We start from the raw sequence: 18,055 nt of genomic DNA on the forward strand, positions 1-18,055 counted from the left end.
GTCCGGGTTCCCCGGGCGCCACCGTCTCGTGGGGACCGGGTGCGATCGACTTCGCCAGCGGCGAGGCCCATCGCCGGTACGCGCATCGTGGACAAGCCGCACGGTAGGTTGCGGGAGTGGGCTTGCTGCAGGACCTGTACGACGACGAGGATGCCGGTCTCGACCAGACCGCGCGACTCCGCTCCGTCCAGGCAGCGTTCCGACCGGTGCCCGTCGACACGACCGGGTGGACGTCCGCGTCCGCCTCTCGCGCAGCGGCCGGCGTGTCGGGCGACCTCGCCGAGATCGTCGTCGCACCGGACGGTCGGTCGGCGACGTTGACCCTCGGTGACGTCATGGGGAAGGGGACCCCGGCGGGACTCCTCGCCGCGAACCTCCTCGGCGCACTCGACGCCCTCGCCCGGGAGAACCCCGCGGTCGCGGTCGAGGGGGCGGAGAACGCCGTCCGGGCACGGTTCGAGCGCGCCTCGGCGTTCGCGACGCTGTTCCACGCGAGGGTCCGCCTGGCCGACGGCGCGGTCGAGTTCGTGGACGCGGGCCACGGGTTCGCCGCGATCGGGCACGCTGACGGGCGGACCGAGCGCATCGCGTCGGTCGACCTCCCGATCGGACTGCAGCCGCGGGGGTTCGCGCGGCTCCCCCGGCACGTCGACCTGGGCCCCGGGGACGTCCTCGTCTGCGCGTCCGACGGCATCCTCGAGCTCCCGGACGCGACCTTCGACACCCTGACCGACCTGGCGGCCCGGCTCGTGGCCGTCCCCACGCTGACGGACGGACTCGCGGCGTTCATGGCGAGCGCCCCGGAGCGTGTCGACGACGACCTCACGCTCGTCGCGCTCCGACGGGAGCACGGCACCGCCGGGCGGACCACACCGGACGGCCCCGAAGGGAGCACACGACGATGAGCCTCCGATCCCTCGTGTTCACGACGGCCCGGACCGGCCGGCTCGACCAGGCCGGGCTCCTGCGGCTCCTGGCCGTCGAGCGCGCTCGGAACGCCGACCTCGGCATCACCGGGGTGCTCGCGCTCGACGACGTGAACGTGTTCGGCATCGTGGAGGGGCCGGCCGAGGTGGTCCGTGACCGTGTCCGCGAGGTCGCCGCCGACCCGGCGAACGTCGACGTGCAGGTCGTGCTCGACGACCCGATCGAACACCGGGCCTTCGCCGACTGGTCCATGGCGTTCCGCACGGACGACCCGGCGATCCTCGCCCTTCCCGGCTTCGTGGACCTGTTCGACCCCGAGCGCGTCCCGGGCCCCGGCTCGACCGCGACCCGGTCCGGAGCGCTGCTCGAGTGGTTCCTCCGCACGCCCCCGGGGCAGCTGTCCACACGGCGCAGCACCAGGCCGGTCCGCGACCGCATCCTGCAGGCGTCCATCGAGGTCCTCCGCGACGTCGGTCCGGCGCGCGCATCGCTGGGAGCGGTCGCCGATCGGGCGGGCCTGTCCGAGGAGGAGGTCGCGAAGCACTACCAGACGGTCCCGGTCCTCCTCGCGTCGACGCTCGCCACCTGGTTGGACCAGGTGATCGCCCCGTTCGCGCCGATGGCCGTGACGGACGGCACCGTCGCCTACCTCCGAAGGCTCGTCGTCGCCTTCGCCGAGGACCCGGCCCTCGACCGGCTGATCGTCTCGTCGCTCGCGCCCGCGGCCGACCCCGGCGAGCCTGCCGGCGAAGCGTTCCTCGCCAGCTACCGGGCGTTCCGGGCGGGGATCCGCGCGTCGCTGGAGCACGACATCGTGGTCGGCCGTGAGCCGAGGACGATGGACCCCGCCAAGGGAGCGCAGCAGTTGCTCGCCCTGTTCGACGGCCTGCGCATCCAGAACCTGTTCGACCCGGAGCCGGACGTCGCGGCGACGTTCGCCCGCGCGGCCGAGCGGCTCCGGACCGGCTGGTCGGAACCCTACTCGTCCTGACGGACCGCCGTCAGACCGACGCCTCGGTCCCCTTCGCCTTCCCGACGAGCACGTCCACGACACCCGCCACGAGCGCGGCCGCGACGAACGCCAGGGCGACCCCGAGGCCGAGCGGCAGTCCCTGCGCGTAGTCGCCCTTCGAGCTGGCGAGCGCCGAGTAGAAGACGCTGCCGACCGCCGCGATGCCGATCGCCGAGCCGACGCGCGCGCCGACCTGGATGAGCCCACCGGCGGAACCGCCCTGCTCGACCGGCACCTCGGACAGCGTCAGGGTCTGGTTCGGCGAGATCGTCAGGCCGGAGCCGACACCCGCGACGAGGAGCGGCACGACGAGCCACCACCCGAGATCCGACCGGTAGTGGTTCGCGACGACCCAGATGACCCCACCGAGCCCGATGAGCACCAGGACGGTGCCGACGACGATGAGCTGCCGTCCGAAGCGCGAGACGATGCGCCCGCCGACGGTCGACGCGATCCCGGACCCGATCGCGAACGGCACCGACGTCGCTCCGGCCAGCAGTGCGGAGTAGTGCAGACCGGACTGCAGTGCCAGCGTGAGGACGAAGAACAGCGGGGTGAAGCCGGCGAAGTACACCGTGGCGAGGCCGACCCCGAGCGAGAACGACCGGCGCCGGAACAGACCGAGGTCGACCACGGGTTCCTTGCTGCGGCCGTAGTGCCGCTCCCAGAGGACGAAGAGCACGGCGAACACGACCGCCGCGACGACGAGCAGGTACTTCGCGTTGCCCTCCCACTCCTGGGACTGGACGAAGGGCAGCAGGAGGGCGACCACCGCAGCCCCGAGCAGGGCGATGCCGACCGGGTCGAAGTCGTGCTTCCGCCCACGCTCGGTCTTGGGCGCCGCGGGCAGGTACCGGAAGGCCAGGAGGACCGTGACCAGTCCGACGGGCAGGTTCACGAAGAAGACGAAGCGCCAGCCGTTCTCGGTGCCGAACGCGGTGATGAGGAGGCCGCCGACGAGCGGGCCGATCGCGGTGGCGATGCCCACTGTGGCGCCGAAGAGCCCGAAGGCGGTGCCCCGCTCCTTGCCGCGGAAGAGCTGCTGGATGAGGGCGGTGACCTGCGGGGTGAGCAGACCGCCGGCGAGCCCCTGGACGAGCCGGGCGATGACGAGCACCAGGCCGTTCGGGGCGAAGCCGCAGAGGGCGCTGGCGAGCGTGAACAGGCCGACGCCGATGACGAACATCCGCCGCCGTCCGGACGCGTCACCGAGGCGGCCGCCCGGGACGAGCAGGAGCCCGAATGCCAGGGCGTAGCCGGAGAGGATCCACTGCACGGCCTCGGGGCTGGCGCCGGGGAGACCGGAGGAGATGGACTGCAGCGCGACGTTGACGATCGAGACGTCGAGCAGGACGATCCCGCCGCCGAGCAGGCAGATGACGAGGGCCTTCCAGCGGTTCGGGTCCGGCTGGCCGCCGTCGGGACCGCGGCGGTCCCGCTGGTCACCGTCGGCGTCCCGGCCGGTCGACGACGAGGGCGTCGAGGGCGTCGAGGGCACCTCGACGGCCGCCACGAGGTGGGCGGTGTGGTGTGCGACGGTGGGAGCCGCATCGGGCTCGACGGGTTTGCGGTGTTCGGCAGCCATGACATCGCCACGCTAGGCGCACCGCCGTGCAGGCTTCGCAGCGTGCACGCGCAGCACGTACCCCGGTCCGCCGCAGCGTGCACGCGCAGCACGTACCCCGGTCCGCCGCAGCGTGCACGCGCAGCACGTACCCCGGTCCGCCGTCGCCTGCGAGGATGGCCGCATGAGCGTCATGGTCTCCGCGTTCGACGCGCAGCGCACCCGCACGAGCGAGAAGTACACGACCTACCCACCGGAGGTCCTGCCGATGTTCGTCGCCGAGATGGACGCGGTGCTCGCGGAACCGATCCGGGACGCCCTCGTCGCCGCGGTCGCGAACGGGGACACCGGCTACGTGGGACACGGCAGGGCGCTCCCGGAGGCCTTCGCCGACTTCGCCGCCGAGCGGTGGTCGTGGCGGGTCGACCCCGACCTCGTCCGCACGACCACGGACGTGTCGGTGGCGGCGGTGGAGACGCTCCGCCGGGTCATCGAGCCCGGCGACCAGGTCGTCGTCATGCCGCCCGTCTACCCGCCGTTCTGGGAGTACGTCGCGGAGGCCGGCGGCTCGGCGACCGAGGTGCCCCTGCTGCCGCCGACGGATCCCGGGGACGCGTCCAGCACGACCGCCGGCTGGCGGATGGACCTCGACGGCGTCCGACGGGCGTTCGAGGACGGCGCCCGCACGGTGCTGCTGTGCAACCCGCACAACCCCCTGGGCCTGGTGCACCCCCGCGACGAGCTCGCTGCTCTCGCCCGGCTCGCGGCCGAGTACGACGCGGTGGTGGTCTCCGACGAGATCCACGCCCCGCTCACCCACGCGGACGCGGTCTTCACGCCGTTCCTCGACTCCTGCCCGGTGGCAGCCGACCTCGGCGTCGCCCTGACGAGCGCGAGCAAGGCGTGGAACCTCGCCGGCACGAAGTGCGCCCTGCTGATCGGCGCGTCCGAGCGGGCACGGGCCTGGTTCGACGGGATGCCCGCCGAGGTCGTCGAGCGGACCGGCATCCTCGGCTACACCGCGAGCGTGGCCGCCTTCCGTGCGGGCGGACCGTGGCTCGCGTCCCTGCTCGCGGAACTCGCCGCCAACCGCCGGACCCTGGCCGAACGCCTCGGGGAGGTGCTGCCCGGCGCCCGGTACCGGCAGCCGCAGGCGTCGTACCTCGCCTGGGTCGACCTCGGCGCGCTGCCATTCGGTGACGACCCCGCGCCGGTCCTGGTCGACCGGGCGCGGGTCGCGCTGTCACGAGGCCTGGACTTCGGTCGCCAGGGCGCCGGACACGTGCGGCTGAACTTCGGCTGCTCGGCCGAGACGCTCGACGAGGCGCTCAGCAGGCTCGCGACGGCCCGCTGACCCGCCGGCTCACTCGAACCGCTGCCACGCCGGCTTGTTGTCGTACGTGTAGCGGTAGTAGTCCGCGAGTCGGAGGCCGGCGGCCGCCTCTTCGTCCACGACGACGGTCGCGTGCTCGTGCAGCTGGAGCGCCGACCCGGGGACGAACGACGACAGCGGCCCCTCGACCGCGGCCGCGACGGCGTCCGCCTTGGCCGAGCCCTGCGCGACGAGCACGAGCTCGCGGGCCTCGAGGATGGTGCCGAGCCCCTGCGTCATGCAGTGGGTCGGCACCTGGTCGGGCGAGTCGAAGAAGCGGGCGTTCGCCGCGCGGGTGGACGGCGCGAGGGTCTTGATGCGCGTGCGGGACGCGAACGACGACGTCGGCTCGTTGAACCCGATGTGCCCGTTCGCGCCGATCCCGAGGATCTGCACGTCGACCCCGCCGGCGGCACGGATCGCGGCGTCGTACTCCTTCGCGGCGAACTCGAGGTCCGCAGCGCGGCCGTCAGGAACCCGGACGCGCGCCGGGTCGAACCCGAGCGGACCGACGACGTCGCGGGCGATCACCGAGGCGTAGGACTCGGGGTGCTCGAGCGGGATGCCGACGTACTCGTCCAGCGCGAAGCCCCGGGCCTCGGCGAACCCGATCTCGCCGGCGTCGACGCGGCGCTGCAGGTCGGCGTAGATGCCCTGCGGGCTGGACCCGGTGGCGAGTCCGATGACGGCGGACGGCTTCTTCGCGACGACCGACGCGATCTTGGCCGCGGCGACGCGACCGACCTCCGCCGGCGTGGGCAGGATGATGATCTCCACGATCACACCATACTGGTCATGACCAGTCCGCGACAGGGTCGTGCCGTAGCGTGGTGCCATGCCGACCCCCGACTTCGTCCTGGCCCTCCGCGAGCGGATCGGGAACGCCCCGCTGTGGCTCACCGGCGTGACGGCCGTGGTCACCCGGGGCACGGGCGCCGAGCGTGAGCTCCTCGTCGTCCGGCGGGCGGACACGGGCGCCTACACCCCGGTGACCGGGATCGTCGACCCGGGCGAGGAGCCCGCCGTCGCCGCTGCCCGCGAGGTCCTCGAGGAGGCCGACGTGGTCGCCGAGGCCGAGCGGCTCGCGTGGGTCCGGGTCCTGCCCGAGATGACCTACCCGAACGGCGACCGTGCGCAGTACCTCGACCTCGTGTTCGCGTTCCGGTACGTCTCGGGCACGCCGTTCCCGGCCGACGGCGAGAACACCGAGGCTGCCTGGTTCCGGCTCGATGCCCTCCCGCCCATGTCGGAGGACATGCGTGCCCGGGTCGACGCCGCGCTCTCGGACGAGGTGGCGACACGCTTCCAGCGCTGACGCGCTGGCGCGCTGGCGCGCTGACGCGCCCGTCCACCGGTCTGGAGGCACGGCGCGGGCCCGCACCGCGCCTCCCGTCCGTCGGTGCGGAGCCAAGACCCGGCCCGGTCGCGGAGCCCGCTAGGCGAGCGGCGCGACCGCGACGGGCGCGCCCGTCAGGCGGAGCGCGACCGGCTCGCCGACGACACGTCGGTCGCCGACCGCGTGCTGCACCGCGACGATCGTGTCGTCGTCGAGTCGCACCGTCGTCCGGCGGACGGACCCGAGGAAGCTCGACGAGACGACCGTGCCGGTGACGCCCTCCACCGCGAACGCGACGTCCTCGGGGCGGACGAACGCGGTGACCGGGCCGTCCGCAGCCGAGCGGTCGAGCGCCGGCACGGTGAAGCCGTACACGAACACGTCACCGCCCCGGAGGTCGCCGCGCATCCGGTTCGACTGGCCCACGAAGTCGGCCGTGAACGCCGAGACCGGCGCGCTGTAGAGCTCCTCGGGGGTCCCGATCTGCTCGATGTCCCCGGCGTTCATGACGGCGATCCGGTCGGAGACGGCGAGTGCTTCCTCCTGGTCGTGGGTGACGAAGACCGTGGTGATGCCGAGGTCGCTCTGGATGCGGCGGATCTCGTCGCGGAGCGAGACGCGCACCTTCGCGTCGAGCGCCGACAGCGGTTCGTCGAGCAGGAGCACGCGGGGTCGCGTGACGAGCGCGCGGGCGAGTGCCACACGCTGCTGCTGGCCGCCGGAGAGCTGGTGCGGGAAGCGGTCGGCGAAGTCCGCGAGGTGCACCATGTCGAGTGCGTCGATCACCCGCTCGCGGCGGGCGGCGGCGGGGACCTTCCGCATCTCGAGGCCGAAGGCGACGTTCTGCCGCACCGTCATGTGCGGGAACAGCGAGTACTGCTGGAAGACCATCCCGATGTCGCGGCGGTTGACCGGGACGGTGCCGACGTCCTCCCCGTCGATGCGGATGGTCCCGGCGTCGACGGCCTCGAGTCCGGCGAGTGCGCGGAGTGCCGTGGTCTTGCCGCAACCGGACGGGCCGAGCAGGGAGAGGAACTCCCCGGGACGGACGGAGAGGGAGAGTCCGGCGAGGGCTCGGTGTGCGCCGTAGTGCTTCTCGACCGCGTCGAGCTCGACGGTGGCGCCGGTGCTCGCGAGCGACGCCGATGCTGCGGGGGCGGTGGTGGTCATGCGGACTCCTTCGGGCTGCGCCGGCGGCGTGCACCGACCCGGCCGATGACGACGAGCAGCAGGAAGCCGAACACGAGCGCGGCGACGGAGAAGATCGCGGCGACGTACGGGTCGGTCTGCTGCACGAGCACGAGCGCGGTCTGGAACGTCGTGCGGGAGAGGAACGAAGCGAGCGTGTACTCGCCGAGGACGACCGTGATGGTGAGGAAGCACGCGGCGGTGATGCCCCGGCGCAGGTTCGGCAGGAGGACCCGCCACGTGACCGTCCACCACGAGGCGCCGAGGGAGCGCGCCGCCTCGGACAGGACGGTCATGTCCATCGCGCTGATGGCGGCGGCGACCGGGCGGAACGCGAACGGCAGCGACACGATCCCGATGGCGAACGCGAGTGTCCACGACCCGGACCCGAGCAGCTGCGCGACGACCTGGTACACGGGGATGAACCCGACGACGAGCACGACGAGCGGCACGGTGATCGGGACGAGGCACACGAACTCGAGCAGGCGGCGGAGCCTCGGGTAGCGGAGCGCGGTGATGATCTGCGCCGGGAGCAGCACGAGGAGGACGATCGCGACGGTGATGGCCGCGATGACGAGCGAGGCGACGAGGCCGTCGAAGACCGGCTGGTAGGTCGTCGCGTTCACCGGGTCGGCGAGCGCGGTGTAGTGGTCGAGGGTGAGCCCGCCGTCCGTGCCCTGGCGGAACGTGAACTGCACGAGGGCGACGAGCGGGACGGCGAACACGAGCCCGACGACGACCAGCACGATCGCGGCGGTGACCCGGGACGGGGCCGGGCCGAAGCGCCCGGGGCGAGCCGTGCCTCCCGGCCGACCCGCGCCCGCGGACCGGGCACGGGCTGCGATCGCTGCGTCCACGGCGGCCGTGCCGCTCACCGCGGTCATCGCTGCCACCGCGCTGCGCGTCGCTGGAGGAGCGCGTAGGCGCCCATGACGACGGCCATGACGACCACCATGCCGAGGGCGAGGACCCCGGCGACGTTCTGCAGCCCGATGATGGTCTCGCTCGTGAGCTGCGCCCGGATCGTCAGCGGGACGATGCCGCCCTGCGAGATGAGCGCCGCGGCGGTCGCGAACGAGGAGAACCCGTTCGCGAACAGGAGCAGCAGCGATCCCCAGAAGGCGGGCGCGAGCACGGGCAGCGCGATGCGCCGCCAGTAGGTCGCACGGGACGCGCCGAGCGTGGCCGCGGCCTCTCCCCACTGCGTCTTGACGCCCTCGAGCGCGGGCATGAACGTGAGGACCATCAGCGGCACCTGGAAGTAGACGTACGGGAGGACGAGCCCGGGGACCGTGTAGAGGAACGCGCCGCCGGCGTTGAGGTCGACGTGGAACACGGACACGAGCCACGTGGTGACGAGGCCCTGCGCACCGATCGTCGCGATGAACGCGAACGCGAGCATGACGCCGCCGAACTGGGCGAGGACGCTGGAGGCGGCGTCGATCATCGAGCGGACGAGCCCGTCGGGTCGGAGTGCGGTGAGCGCCCAGCACACGAGTCCGCCGATCACCGCGCCGATCACCGCGGAGACCGCGGACAGACCGGCGGACGCCCCGAAGGCCCGCAGCACCGTCGGGTCGGCGAAGGCGGCGAGGTTGGCGAAGGTGAACGTGCCGTCGCCGGTGAAGAACCCGCTGCCGACCGCGATGACGGCGGGGACGGCGAGGAACAGCAGGACGTACGCGGCGAACGGGGTGAGGCCGAGCCAGGCGACGCCGCCGCGGCGCCGGACACGGGGTCCGACGCCGCGACGGACGGTGGTACCGGCAGCCGGGGCGGGCGCCGCGGTGGTGGCGGCGGGCCCGGCGGTGACGGGGGCGTGCGCCCCGGGTGCCGATGCGGTGGTCATGCCGGTCAGGACCCCATCGTGGCGGACCACTTGGCGGCCAGGACCTTCGCGGCCGCCGTGACCTGGTCATCGGTCAGCTCGACGTAGTCCTTGGGCATGCCGCCGGCGGCCGAGAGGGCGTCCTGGTCGACCTTGCCCGACTTCTCGAGCGCCGCGAGGGTCGAGGGGAAGGCGCCGGCCTGCAGGTAGAGGTTCTGCACGTCGGGGCTCGCGATGTACTCCTGCCACAGGCGGGCCGCTGCGGGGTGCGGCGCGTCCTTGTTGATGGCCTGCGAGTAGTAGGAGCCGAGCGCCTGGCCCTCGGGGACGACGGTCTTCCAGTTCTTGTTGCCCGATGCGCCGGCGGCCGGTCCCCATGCGAGGTTGTTGTACGACCACTGCACGACGACGGGGGTCTCGCCCGAGGCGACCGTGGCCTGCGTCGGCAGCACGTTCTGGAAGTTGCCGGCCTGCTTCAGCTTGCCGAAGTACTCGACACCCTTGGTGATGTCGTCGGCCGAGCCGCCGTTCTCCAGGGCTGCGAGGTACACCGCCGACGCGGCCTGGTTCGCCTGCGTCGGGTCGCCCGCGATCGAGACCTTGCCCTTGTACTCGGAGCCGAGCAGGTCGTTCAGGTCCTTCGGGGCGTCGGTGATCTTGGACGAGTCGTAGCCGATGGACATCAGGCCGGTGTAGTCACGCGTCCACTTGCCGTCCGCGTCCTTGAGGCTGTCCGGGATGTCCGACCAGTTCGCGACCTTGTAGTCCGTGAGGAGGTCGAGGTTCTGCTGCAGCACCGCGTTGCCGAGGTCGAGCACGTCGGGGGCGGTCGACTGGCCCTTCTGCGACTTCACCGCGGCGACCTCGTCGGCGCTCGAGCCGTTCGGGTTCGCGGAGTTCACCTTGATGCCGTACTCCTTGCTGAAGCCGTCGATGATCTTGCCGTAGTTCGCCCACGACGGCGGCAGCGCGATGACGTTGAGCTGTCCCTCCGCCTTCGCGGCCTTCACGAGGGCGTCCATGCCGCCGGCGGACTGGGCGCTCGTCGCGGTCTTCCAGTCGGAGTCGTCCTTCGTGGACGCGCTGCTCGTCGCCGAGCAACCGGCGAGGGTGACGATCGCGGCGGCCGCGAGGGCGATGCCGGCGAGAGTGCGCTTGTGCTGCACGGGGTGTGCCTTCCGGGTCGGGGTCCGTTCCGCACGACTGTGCGACTCGGTCGGACACGAGGATGACCGGGGCCGGTTTCCGGTCCGCAGCGGCGCGGTGAACGGGGGCCGAACTCTTGCGGCGTGGTCGCTCAGGTGCTTGGCTCGCGCCATGCGGTTCACGACGACGGTCCTGCAGGCACGGACGACGGCCACCGGTCTGCCGGTCCCGCCCGAGGTCATCGAGGCGCTCGGCGCCGGGAAGCGTCCGGCGGTGGTCGTCACGCTGGACGGCGGCTACACCTACCGGTCGACCGTCGGCGTGATGGGGGCGCAGTCGCTCGTCCCGCTCTCGGCAGCACACCGCGAGGCCGCGCGCGTGCAGGCCGGGGACACCGTCGAGGTCACGCTCGAGGTGGACACGACGCCGCGGACGGTCGCCGTGCCGGACGACCTCGCGGCAGCCCTCGACGCGGCCGGGGTGCGGGCGGCGTTCGAGACGCTGTCGAACTCACGGCAGCGGGCGGTGGTGGACCCGGTGCTCGCGGCGAAGGCACCGGAGACGCGGGCGCGCCGGGTGGCGAAGGCCGTGGAGTCGTTGCGGGCCTAGGCGGCCGGGGCTGCCGGGCCAGGGGCGGGCGGAGCCAGGGGCGGGCGGAGCCAGGGGCGGGCGGGGCCAGGGGCGGGCGGGGCCGGGGCCGGATCAGGCGCCGAGCTCGACCAGGACGCGCGGGATCTCCGTGACGAGCTCGCTGGCGACGTAGCCGAGCGGCCCCACCTGCACGGCCAACCGGTCCCCCGCTGCGGCGTGCACGTACGACGACCACGCGACGGCCTGCGCCGGGTCCGCTCCCCGCGCGAGCAGCCCGACGATCGCGCCCGAGAGCACGTCGCCGCTGCCGCTCGTCCCGAGACCGCCGGCACCGGTGCCCTTGAGCCAGGTCCGGCCGCGGGGCGTCGCGATGGCGTCACCGAGTGCGACGACCGCGCCGAACCGTTCGGCGATGTCGACGGCGTCCGCGACGGTGTCCTCGCCGCACGCCCGCCCGAGGAGGCGTTCTGCCTCACCGGAGTTCGGCGTCATGACGAGGCGGCCCCCGCAACGGCTCGAGTTCCTGTCGGAGGTCGGCCGCGACGCCGAGTGCGAAGGCGTCGAGCACGACGACCGTGTCCGGTCCGACCGCCCGGGCCAGGCTGCCCACCAGGTCCCGCGTCCCGTCCGGCTCGTCGAGCCCCGGGCCGATCAGCACGGCGTCGGCGCTGGCGGCCACGTCCGCGATGCCGTCACCGGCACCGATCGCGACGTGGCCGTCGGCATCCTCGTCGAGGGGCTCCACCCCCGACTCGGGGACCGCGACCGCGACCGTCGACGCCACGCTCCGCGCGACGGCGAGGGTGAGGCGCCCGGCTCCGACCCGCAGCGCGGCGAGCGCCGAGAGCACGGCTGCGCCCGGCGTCCGTGCCGCGCCGCCGACGACGAGGACCTGCCCGCGACCGTACTTGCCGACCCCCGCCTCGGGGAGTGCCCAGTCACGGAGGAAGTTCGGGGTGATGGGGTCAGCGGACACGAGCATCGTCCTTCCGGCCACCGTGCTCGGTGACCTCGTCGTCGTAGAGGTGGCCGACCGAGGAGAACTCCTCGAGCGACCACGGGGCACCGACGGCATCGCGTCGGAGTCGGGTGAGCGAGGCGTTCGCCACCGTGTGCGTGCGGGCGAACTCGGTGAGGGCGGGTTCGTCGAGGTCGAGGCACACGGCGACGGTCAGCATGACGACGGCGTCGTGGGCGGCGACGACGAGCCGGTCGGTGTCCTCGAGCCGGTCGACGTCGACGAGCGCGGACCGGAGCCGCAGCATCACGTCGGCCCACGACTCCCCGCCCGCCGGCCGGTGGTAGTACTTGCCGAGCCACTCGCGGCGGCGCTCCTCGTCGGGGTACCGGTTCCGGACACCCTGCCGGGTGAGCAGGTCGAGCACACCGAGCTCACGGTCGCGGAGCCGTTCGTCGGTGCGACGTGCCGGTTCGGCGAGTGCGCCGTGCTCGATCGCGATCGTGATGGTCTGCTGCGCGCGGAGGTACGGTGACACCCAGAGCGCGACGGGCACGTCGTCGAGGCCCCGGTCCGCGAGCTCGGTGCCGAGCGCACGGGACTGTCGCTCCCCGAGGGGGCTCAGCGGAACGTCGGCGTCCCGGTGCCCCGCGTCGATGACGTCCGCCCCGTCGGCCTCGGCGCGGGCGGCCGCGACGTTCGCCTCGGACTCGCCGTGCCGCACGAGCCAGATCTCCCTGACAGCCATGCGCGCCACGGTAGTGATCGGCACCTGGATCGGTTCGCCGCCGCACGTCGCGAGCGCTGCGGACCTCCGACCGGGTACGCCCGGAACGGCCGGGTACGCCCGGGATGACCGGGTACGCCCGGGATGACCGGGTACGCCCGGGAGCACCCACCCCACACCCGCGGACGCAACGCGGCGCCGGGGGAACGCACCCGAGCTCCCCCGACGCCGCAGCCTCACGCGCGGACCGCGGACCGCGGACCGCGCCCCGCGCCCCGCGCCCCGCCGGCCCCGCTGCCTCGGGACCGGCGGGACCCCGCTAGGCCCGCCGGACCCGCAGCGTGACGATCTCGAACGGTCGCAGGGTCAGCACGACCGGCTCGCCGGCGCCCCACGACGACGCCTCGACCGGACGCTCGAGCAGGTCGACCGCGGTGACCGACGCGACGTCGAACCCGAACGACACCCCGACGTCCGTCGCGCGTCCGCCGGCGGCCTCGTAGAGCCGCACGACGACGTCCCCGGAGCGGTCCTCGGCGAGCTTCACGGCCTCGACGAACACCTGCGGCGACGACACGGTCACGAGCGGGTCGACCGTGGTGGTCCCGGGAACCGACCGCACCGGCAGGTTCAGCCGGTACCCGGAGTCGGCGGCCTCGAGCGCCGTGGCGCCGACCCGCAGCACCGTGCGGAAGACGTGGTGTCCCTGGTCCGCGTCCGGGTCGGGGAACGTCGGCGCCCGCAGGAGCGACTCGCGGACGAGGGTCGTGGTGCCGCCGTCCTCCCGCGTGGCACGGGTGATGTCGTGCCCGTAGGTGGAGTCGTTCGCGACCGCGACACCGAAGCCTGCCTCGGCGACGTGGACCCAGCGGTGGGCGCTCGTCTCGAAGCGGGCGGAGTCCCACGACGTGTTCTGGTGCGTCGGACGGTCGATGTGCCCGAACTGGATCTCGCTCGAGGCGACGCTCGCGCGGACGTCGATCGGGAACGCGAGCTTGAGCAGCTTCTGGTGCTCGTGCCAGTCGACCTCGGTCTCGATGTGCAGTTCCGCCTCGCCGTCGACGGCCGAGAAGCGGGTGGTGATCGTCGACGACCCGAACGCGCGCGACACGACGACGGTGTCGCCGTCGACCGTCACGTCGGAGGCGGTCAGGACCGTGCCGTTGCGCTGGTAGGCGCGGTCGATGTCCCACGCCTCCCACTGGTTCGGGGTGTCGCGGAACACCGTGTACTCCGCGCCGGCGGACCCGGGGGCGATCGCGTCGCGGCCGCTGTCGTTCGCCGTGAGGGACACGACGTGTCCGGCCCCGTCGATGGTCGCGGTGACCACGCCGGTGTCGAACACGAGGTGGTCGCCGTGTCGGACGGGAGGCACGGCGCGCGCCTCGTCCGTCGGCGAACCGCCCAGGGCGGTCACCCCGCCCGCCGTGACCGGGGACGCGTTGAAGCGGACGAGTCGCCCGTCGGCACCGCCGGCCGTGCCCGCGGGGCCGGCGGCGGGGGCGTCGAGGAGGCCCGTGGCGCCGCCCTCGGTCGCCGCTGCGGACGCGCCGACCCCGGCGAGCGCCGCGGCGCCGCCGTTCGCGAGCGCGGTGGTCGCGGTGCTGATGAGCCCCTCGAGGACCTCGGCGACGCGGGCGTAGTTCGCCTCGGCGACCTCGTACACCCAGGCGATCGACGACCCCGGCAGGATGTCGTGGAACTGCTGGAGGAGGACGGTGTGCCAGGCCTCCTCGAGCTCCTCGTACGGGTAGTCGAGCCCGTGCCGGACCGCCGCGGTGGCGGCCCAGAGCTCGGCCTCGCGGAGCAGGTGCTCGGAGCGACGGTTGCCCTGCTTCGTCCGGACCTGCGACGTGTAGGTGCCGCGGTGGAACTCGAGGTACATCTCGCCGGACCACACGGCGGGTTCGGGCAGGACGCGCTCGAGTTCCTCGAACACGTCGGCGGGTGTGCCGAGCGTCACCCGGGGCGAGCCGTCGAGGTCGTGCTGCCGTCGGGCCGCCGCGACCATCTCGCGGGTGGGACCGCCACCGCCGTCCCCGAACCCGTAGAGCAGCATCGCCGTGTTCGCGACGCCGCGCTCCTTGTTCTGCCGCTCGCCGCGGTGCAGGTCGGCGGGCGAGACGTCCGAGTTGTAGGTGTCCGCCGGGGGCAGGTGCGTGAGGACCCGGGAGCCGTCGATGCCCTCCCAGTGGAACGAGGTGTGCGGGATGACGTTCGTCTCGTTCCACGACGGCTTCTGCGTGACGAACCACTTCGAGCCCGCGGCCCGGACGATCTGCGGCAGGGCGCCGGAGTAGCCGAACGAGTCGGGCAGCCAGGCCTCGGGGGTGTCGATGCCGAACTCCTCGAGGAACAGCCGCTTGCCGGCGACGAACTGCCGGGCGAGGGCCTCGCCGCCGGGGAGGTTCGTGTCCGACTCGACCCACATGCCGCCGACCGGGATCCACCGGCCCTCGGCGACGCGCTGCTTGATCCGCTCCCAGATCGACGGGTAGCCGTCACGGATCCAGGCGTACTGCTGCGCGGACGAGCAGGCGAACGTGAAGTCGGGGTCCCGGTCCATCAGGTCGAGCACGTTCGAGAACGTCCGGGCGCACTTGCGGATCGTCTCGCGGACGGGCCAGAGCCACGCCGAGTCGATGTGGGCGTGCCCGACGGCGATCGCGCGCTGGGCCGAGCCGGAGGCGCCGACGGCGAGCAGGGGTGCGAGGACCTCGCGGGCTGCGGCGGCCGTGCCGGCGACGTCGTCCGGATCGAGGGCGTCGGCGGCGCGCTCGAGTCCGCGCAGGATGTCCGCGCCCCGGGTGCCGTCGGTCGGCAGCTCGGCCATGAGTCCGCGGAGCACCCAGAAGTCCTGCTGGAGCTCCCACACGGTGTCGTCGCGCTCGACGAGCTCGATCCGTCGGACGAGGTAGATCGGGTCGGAGCCGGCGGTGGCCTTCGAGCCGAGCGGGGTCGCGCCCTGGAACTCGTCGCCGCCGATGTCCGGGTTGGCCGCGGCCTCGACGTAGAGCTCGAAGGACCCGCCCGGGCCGACCTCGAGCGGGACGGTGTCGTTGAGCGGCTCGATGCCCTTGATCGTGGTGCCGTCCGGCCGCCAGGCGAGGCCCTCGGCCTGGAACCCCGGCTGCCGCTTCGTGAACCCGAGGTCCACGAGCAGTTCGGCGGTGGTGCCGGGCGCGGTGCCGAAGTCGTCCGGGACGGTGCCGCGGATGCGGAACCAGGTGGTGCCCCAGGGCCTCCCGCCCCAGGCGCCGCCGTCGAACGGCGTGTAGTCGGCGGCGACCGCGGTGGCGAACGGCACCGGTTCGTCGGGCACCTGCCAGGCGTCGACCGTCACCGGCGCCGAGCGACGGTGCACGGCGGGGTCGATGCGGTCGCGGACCAGCCGGGCGATGCGGGCGTGGACGAGCGGTTCGTCGGAGTGCATGGAGGAGTCTCCTTCTGTCTCAGCCCTTGATGCCGCCGGCGAGGGCGTTGCCGCCGCCGAGGCCCCGGGACACGAGGACGTAGAGGGCGATGACCGGGACGGAGTACACGATCGAGAACGCGGCGAGCTGCCCGTACGCGACGGCGCCGTTCTGGCCGAAGAAGTTGAAGATGCTGACCGCGGCCGGCTGCTTCTCGGGCGACAGGAGCAGCACGAAGGGGACGAAGAAGTTCCCCCACGCCTGGATGAACACGAAGATGAACACCACGGCGATGCCCGGGCGCATGAGCGGGATGACGATCCGCCACAGCGTCGTGAGCATCGAGGCGCCGTCGGTCCACGCCGCCTCTTCGAGGGAGACCGGGACCGAGTCCATGAAGTTCTTCGCCATCCAGATGGCCATCGGCAGGCTGGTCGCGGCGAGGAAGAAGATGCAGCCCCACACGTTGTCGATGAGGTTGAGCGAGACGAACAGCGCGTAGACGGGGACCATCATCGCGGTGATCGGCAGGCCGGTGCCGAACAGGATGCTGTAGAGGAACGGCTTGTTCACCCGCATCTTGTAGCGGGACAGCGGGTAGGCGGCGAGGATCGCGACGACGACCGTGACGACCGCCGTGCCGCCGGAGAGCAGCAGGCTGTTCCCGAGCGGGATGAACGACAGGTCGGGGGTGAGCACCTTCGCGAAGTTGTCGAGCGTGAACTGCGTCGGCATCTTCACGGACAGCGACGCCTGCGTGTCGAGCGAGGCGAGCACGAGCCACAGCAGCGGAACGGCGAAGCACACGGCGATGACGAGCAGCACGACGTTCGACACCCAGCGCATCGTGCGGCCGCGCGGGGAGGTCATGTGGAGTGCGCCGGGGGCGGTCACCGCCCGGGTGGCGTTCGCGACCGGGCGGTCGGCAGTGAGGGCCATGGTCAGTCCACCTCCGGCTTCAGTGCCTTGATGTAGATGATCGAGAAGACCGCGCCGACGATGAGCAGGATCGTCGCGATCGCCGTCCCGAAGCCGAGCTGCGAGAACTTGAACGCCTCCTGGTACGCCAGGATCGGCAGCGTCGACGAGTTCGTGCCGGGGCCGCCGCCCGTCATCACGAAGATGAGCGTGAAGACCGACAGCGTCTGCAGCGTCGTCAGCATGAGGTTCGTCGAGATCGAGCGTCGGATCACGGGGATCGTGATGTACACGAGCCGCTGCCATCCGGCCGCGCCGTCGACCTCGGCGGACTCGGTGATCTCCTCGGGGACCTCCTGCACGGCGGCCGAGTAGACGAGCATCGAGAACGCGGTCCCGCGCCAGATGTTCGCGAGGATGACCGAGAGCATCGGGAACGTGTAGAGCCAGTTCGGCCCGCTGATCCCGAAGACCTTGAGGAACTCGTTGAGCGTGCCCTGGTCGTTGAAGAACGCGTAGGCCGCGAACGACGCCACGATCTCGGGGAGCACCCACGCGGCGACCACGAAGGTGCCGACGATCGACCGCACGACCTTGTTGGCGCTGCGCATGAGGAGCGCGAGGCCGAGGCCGAGCACGTTCTGCCCGACGACGGCCGAGGCGAAGAGGAAGACGATGGTGAGGACGACGGACTTCGGGAAGTCCGGGTCCTGGAAGAGCTCGACGTAGTTCTTCAGCCCGACGAACTGCTGGTCGGAGGCCCCGACGCCGGTGAGCGCCGAGTTGGTGAACGACCCGTAGAACGACGAGATGACGGGGCCGAGCAGGAAGATGACGAGGAGGACGACGGCCGGCAGGAGGGGGACGGCCCGTCCGACGTTCCGCATCGGCTTCCGCTTGCGCGGTGCCGGCGGGTCGGTGCGCTGCGGCGCACCGGGCGCCGACAGCGTCGGCGCGAGGGGGGTACTGGACACGGTTGGTTGCCTTCCGGGTGCGGAGAGGGTTCCGAAGGTGGGGGGTGACGGACGGGAGGCGCGGCGCACGACGCGAGCCGCGCCTCCCGTCCGTCAGGTGG

General features: G+C 72.6%; 17 protein-coding genes. 5 read left to right on the forward strand and 12 right to left on the reverse strand.

Annotation, left to right across the window (positions count from 1 at the left end; all coding sequences use genetic code 11):
• Nucleotides 1-116: 116 nt before the first annotated feature.
• Together IEY20_RS09735 and IEY20_RS09740 are read left to right on the forward strand one after the other, a co-directional pair.
• Complete coding sequence (locus IEY20_RS09735) at nucleotides 117-905, forward strand: PP2C family protein-serine/threonine phosphatase (RefSeq protein ID WP_175327623.1); 789 nt, start codon at nucleotides 117-119, stop codon at nucleotides 903-905.
• Nucleotides 902-1,918: a BLUF domain-containing protein gene (locus IEY20_RS09740; RefSeq protein ID WP_175327622.1), complete on the forward strand. Its 1,017-nt coding sequence runs from the start codon at nucleotides 902-904 to the stop codon at nucleotides 1,916-1,918. Before IEY20_RS09735 ends, IEY20_RS09740 begins: the two co-directional genes overlap by 4 nt.
• Before the next feature lie 10 nt (nucleotides 1,919-1,928).
• Here IEY20_RS09740 and IEY20_RS09745 read toward each other — a convergent pair whose 3' ends face one another.
• A complete protein-coding gene (locus IEY20_RS09745; RefSeq protein WP_175327621.1) occupies nucleotides 1,929-3,524 on the reverse strand; it encodes an MFS transporter in 1,596 nt (531 codons plus the stop codon).
• A gap of 163 nt (nucleotides 3,525-3,687) precedes the next feature.
• Between IEY20_RS09745 and IEY20_RS09750 the strand changes: the two genes are divergently transcribed.
• Nucleotides 3,688-4,857 carry a MalY/PatB family protein gene (locus IEY20_RS09750; protein WP_175327620.1) on the forward strand — a complete coding sequence of 390 codons (1,170 nt, stop codon included), beginning with the start codon at nucleotides 3,688-3,690 and terminating at the stop codon, nucleotides 4,855-4,857.
• 9 nt (nucleotides 4,858-4,866) lie between these two features.
• Here the strand turns inward: IEY20_RS09750 and nagB are convergent, their stop codons facing one another.
• Complete coding sequence (nagB, locus tag IEY20_RS09755) at nucleotides 4,867-5,655, reverse strand: glucosamine-6-phosphate deaminase (protein WP_031273571.1); 789 nt, start codon at nucleotides 5,653-5,655, stop codon at nucleotides 4,867-4,869.
• 55 nt (nucleotides 5,656-5,710) lie between these two features.
• On the opposite strand from nagB, the gene IEY20_RS09760 reads away from it, so the two are divergent.
• Nucleotides 5,711-6,190 (forward strand): NUDIX hydrolase, encoded by a 480-nt coding sequence (locus IEY20_RS09760; RefSeq protein WP_022903777.1) that lies wholly within the window; start codon nucleotides 5,711-5,713, stop codon nucleotides 6,188-6,190.
• A gap of 120 nt (nucleotides 6,191-6,310) precedes the next feature.
• Here IEY20_RS09760 and IEY20_RS09765 read toward each other — a convergent pair whose 3' ends face one another.
• The 4 genes from IEY20_RS09765 to IEY20_RS09780 are packed head-to-tail and all read right to left on the reverse strand — an operon-like array spanning nucleotide 6,311 to nucleotide 10,393.
• Nucleotides 6,311-7,381, reverse strand: coding sequence for an ABC transporter ATP-binding protein (locus IEY20_RS09765; RefSeq protein WP_175327618.1), 1,071 nt, complete (start codon nucleotides 7,379-7,381; stop codon nucleotides 6,311-6,313).
• Nucleotides 7,378-8,283: an ABC transporter permease gene (locus tag IEY20_RS09770; protein ID WP_175327665.1), complete on the reverse strand. Its 906-nt coding sequence runs from the start codon at nucleotides 8,281-8,283 to the stop codon at nucleotides 7,378-7,380. The genes IEY20_RS09765 and IEY20_RS09770 overlap by 4 nt, the downstream gene beginning before the upstream one ends.
• Nucleotides 8,280-9,248 carry an ABC transporter permease gene (locus IEY20_RS09775; RefSeq protein ID WP_175327617.1) on the reverse strand — a complete coding sequence of 323 codons (969 nt, stop codon included), beginning with the start codon at nucleotides 9,246-9,248 and terminating at the stop codon, nucleotides 8,280-8,282. Before IEY20_RS09775 ends, IEY20_RS09770 begins: the two co-directional genes overlap by 4 nt.
• A gap of 5 nt (nucleotides 9,249-9,253) precedes the next feature.
• Nucleotides 9,254-10,393: an ABC transporter substrate-binding protein gene (locus IEY20_RS09780; RefSeq protein ID WP_175327616.1), complete on the reverse strand. Its 1,140-nt coding sequence runs from the start codon at nucleotides 10,391-10,393 to the stop codon at nucleotides 9,254-9,256.
• A 151-nt stretch (nucleotides 10,394-10,544) separates the two neighbouring features.
• Here IEY20_RS09780 and IEY20_RS09785 point away from each other — a divergent pair, with 151 nt between their 5' ends.
• Nucleotides 10,545-10,982, forward strand: a complete 438-nt coding sequence (locus IEY20_RS09785; protein WP_175327615.1) for a YdeI/OmpD-associated family protein — start codon at nucleotides 10,545-10,547, stop codon at nucleotides 10,980-10,982.
• A 93-nt stretch (nucleotides 10,983-11,075) separates the two neighbouring features.
• Here the strand turns inward: IEY20_RS09785 and IEY20_RS17305 are convergent, their stop codons facing one another.
• The 6 genes from IEY20_RS17305 to IEY20_RS09810 form a co-directional block, all read right to left on the reverse strand.
• Complete coding sequence (locus IEY20_RS17305; protein ID WP_254698945.1) at nucleotides 11,076-11,456, reverse strand: ADP-dependent NAD(P)H-hydrate dehydratase; 381 nt, start codon at nucleotides 11,454-11,456, stop codon at nucleotides 11,076-11,078.
• Nucleotides 11,437-11,940, reverse strand: a complete 504-nt coding sequence (locus tag IEY20_RS17310; RefSeq protein ID WP_268239157.1) for an NAD(P)H-hydrate dehydratase — start codon at nucleotides 11,938-11,940, stop codon at nucleotides 11,437-11,439. Before IEY20_RS17310 ends, IEY20_RS17305 begins: the two co-directional genes overlap by 20 nt.
• Nucleotides 11,930-12,670, reverse strand: coding sequence for a histidine phosphatase family protein (locus IEY20_RS09795; protein ID WP_175327614.1), 741 nt, complete (start codon nucleotides 12,668-12,670; stop codon nucleotides 11,930-11,932). Before IEY20_RS09795 ends, IEY20_RS17310 begins: the two co-directional genes overlap by 11 nt.
• Before the next feature lie 298 nt (nucleotides 12,671-12,968).
• Nucleotides 12,969-16,082: an alpha-mannosidase gene (locus tag IEY20_RS09800; protein WP_175327613.1), complete on the reverse strand. Its 3,114-nt coding sequence runs from the start codon at nucleotides 16,080-16,082 to the stop codon at nucleotides 12,969-12,971.
• A 19-nt stretch (nucleotides 16,083-16,101) separates the two neighbouring features.
• On the reverse strand, nucleotides 16,102-17,001 hold the full coding sequence (locus tag IEY20_RS09805; protein WP_022903177.1) for a carbohydrate ABC transporter permease: 900 nt from the start codon (nucleotides 16,999-17,001) through the stop codon (nucleotides 16,102-16,104).
• Nucleotides 17,002-17,003: 2 nt separating this feature from the next.
• Complete coding sequence (locus tag IEY20_RS09810) at nucleotides 17,004-17,954, reverse strand: carbohydrate ABC transporter permease (protein WP_022903176.1); 951 nt, start codon at nucleotides 17,952-17,954, stop codon at nucleotides 17,004-17,006.
• Nucleotides 17,955-18,055 lie beyond the last annotated feature (101 nt).

Source organism: Curtobacterium luteum (genome assembly GCF_014646995.1).
Lineage (GTDB): Bacteria > Actinomycetota > Actinomycetes > Actinomycetales > Microbacteriaceae > Curtobacterium > Curtobacterium luteum.

What these genes read in the sequence shown, in the direction of transcription:
- IEY20_RS09740 (WP_175327622.1), top strand. Translation starts at nt 902, where the DNA reads ATGAGCCTCCGATCCCTCGTGTTCACGACGGCCCGGACCGGCCGGCTC.
- IEY20_RS09745 (WP_175327621.1), bottom strand. Translation starts at nt 3,524, where the DNA reads ATGGCTGCCGAACACCGCAAACCCGTCGAGCCCGATGCGGCTCCCACC.
- IEY20_RS09750 (WP_175327620.1), top strand. Translation starts at nt 3,688, where the DNA reads ATGAGCGTCATGGTCTCCGCGTTCGACGCGCAGCGCACCCGCACGAGC.
- IEY20_RS09760 (WP_022903777.1), top strand. Translation starts at nt 5,711, where the DNA reads ATGCCGACCCCCGACTTCGTCCTGGCCCTCCGCGAGCGGATCGGGAAC.
- IEY20_RS09765 (WP_175327618.1), bottom strand. Translation starts at nt 7,381, where the DNA reads ATGACCACCACCGCCCCCGCAGCATCGGCGTCGCTCGCGAGCACCGGC.
- IEY20_RS09770 (WP_175327665.1), bottom strand. Translation starts at nt 8,283, where the DNA reads ATGACCGCGGTGAGCGGCACGGCCGCCGTGGACGCAGCGATCGCAGCC.
- IEY20_RS09775 (WP_175327617.1), bottom strand. Translation starts at nt 9,248, where the DNA reads ATGACCACCGCATCGGCACCCGGGGCGCACGCCCCCGTCACCGCCGGG.
- IEY20_RS09785 (WP_175327615.1), top strand. Translation starts at nt 10,545, where the DNA reads ATGCGGTTCACGACGACGGTCCTGCAGGCACGGACGACGGCCACCGGT.
- IEY20_RS17305 (WP_254698945.1), bottom strand. Translation starts at nt 11,456, where the DNA reads ATGACGCCGAACTCCGGTGAGGCAGAACGCCTCCTCGGGCGGGCGTGC.
- IEY20_RS09795 (WP_175327614.1), bottom strand. Translation starts at nt 12,670, where the DNA reads ATGGCTGTCAGGGAGATCTGGCTCGTGCGGCACGGCGAGTCCGAGGCG.
- IEY20_RS09800 (WP_175327613.1), bottom strand. Translation starts at nt 16,082, where the DNA reads ATGCACTCCGACGAACCGCTCGTCCACGCCCGCATCGCCCGGCTGGTC.
- IEY20_RS09805 (WP_022903177.1), bottom strand. Translation starts at nt 17,001, where the DNA reads ATGGCCCTCACTGCCGACCGCCCGGTCGCGAACGCCACCCGGGCGGTG.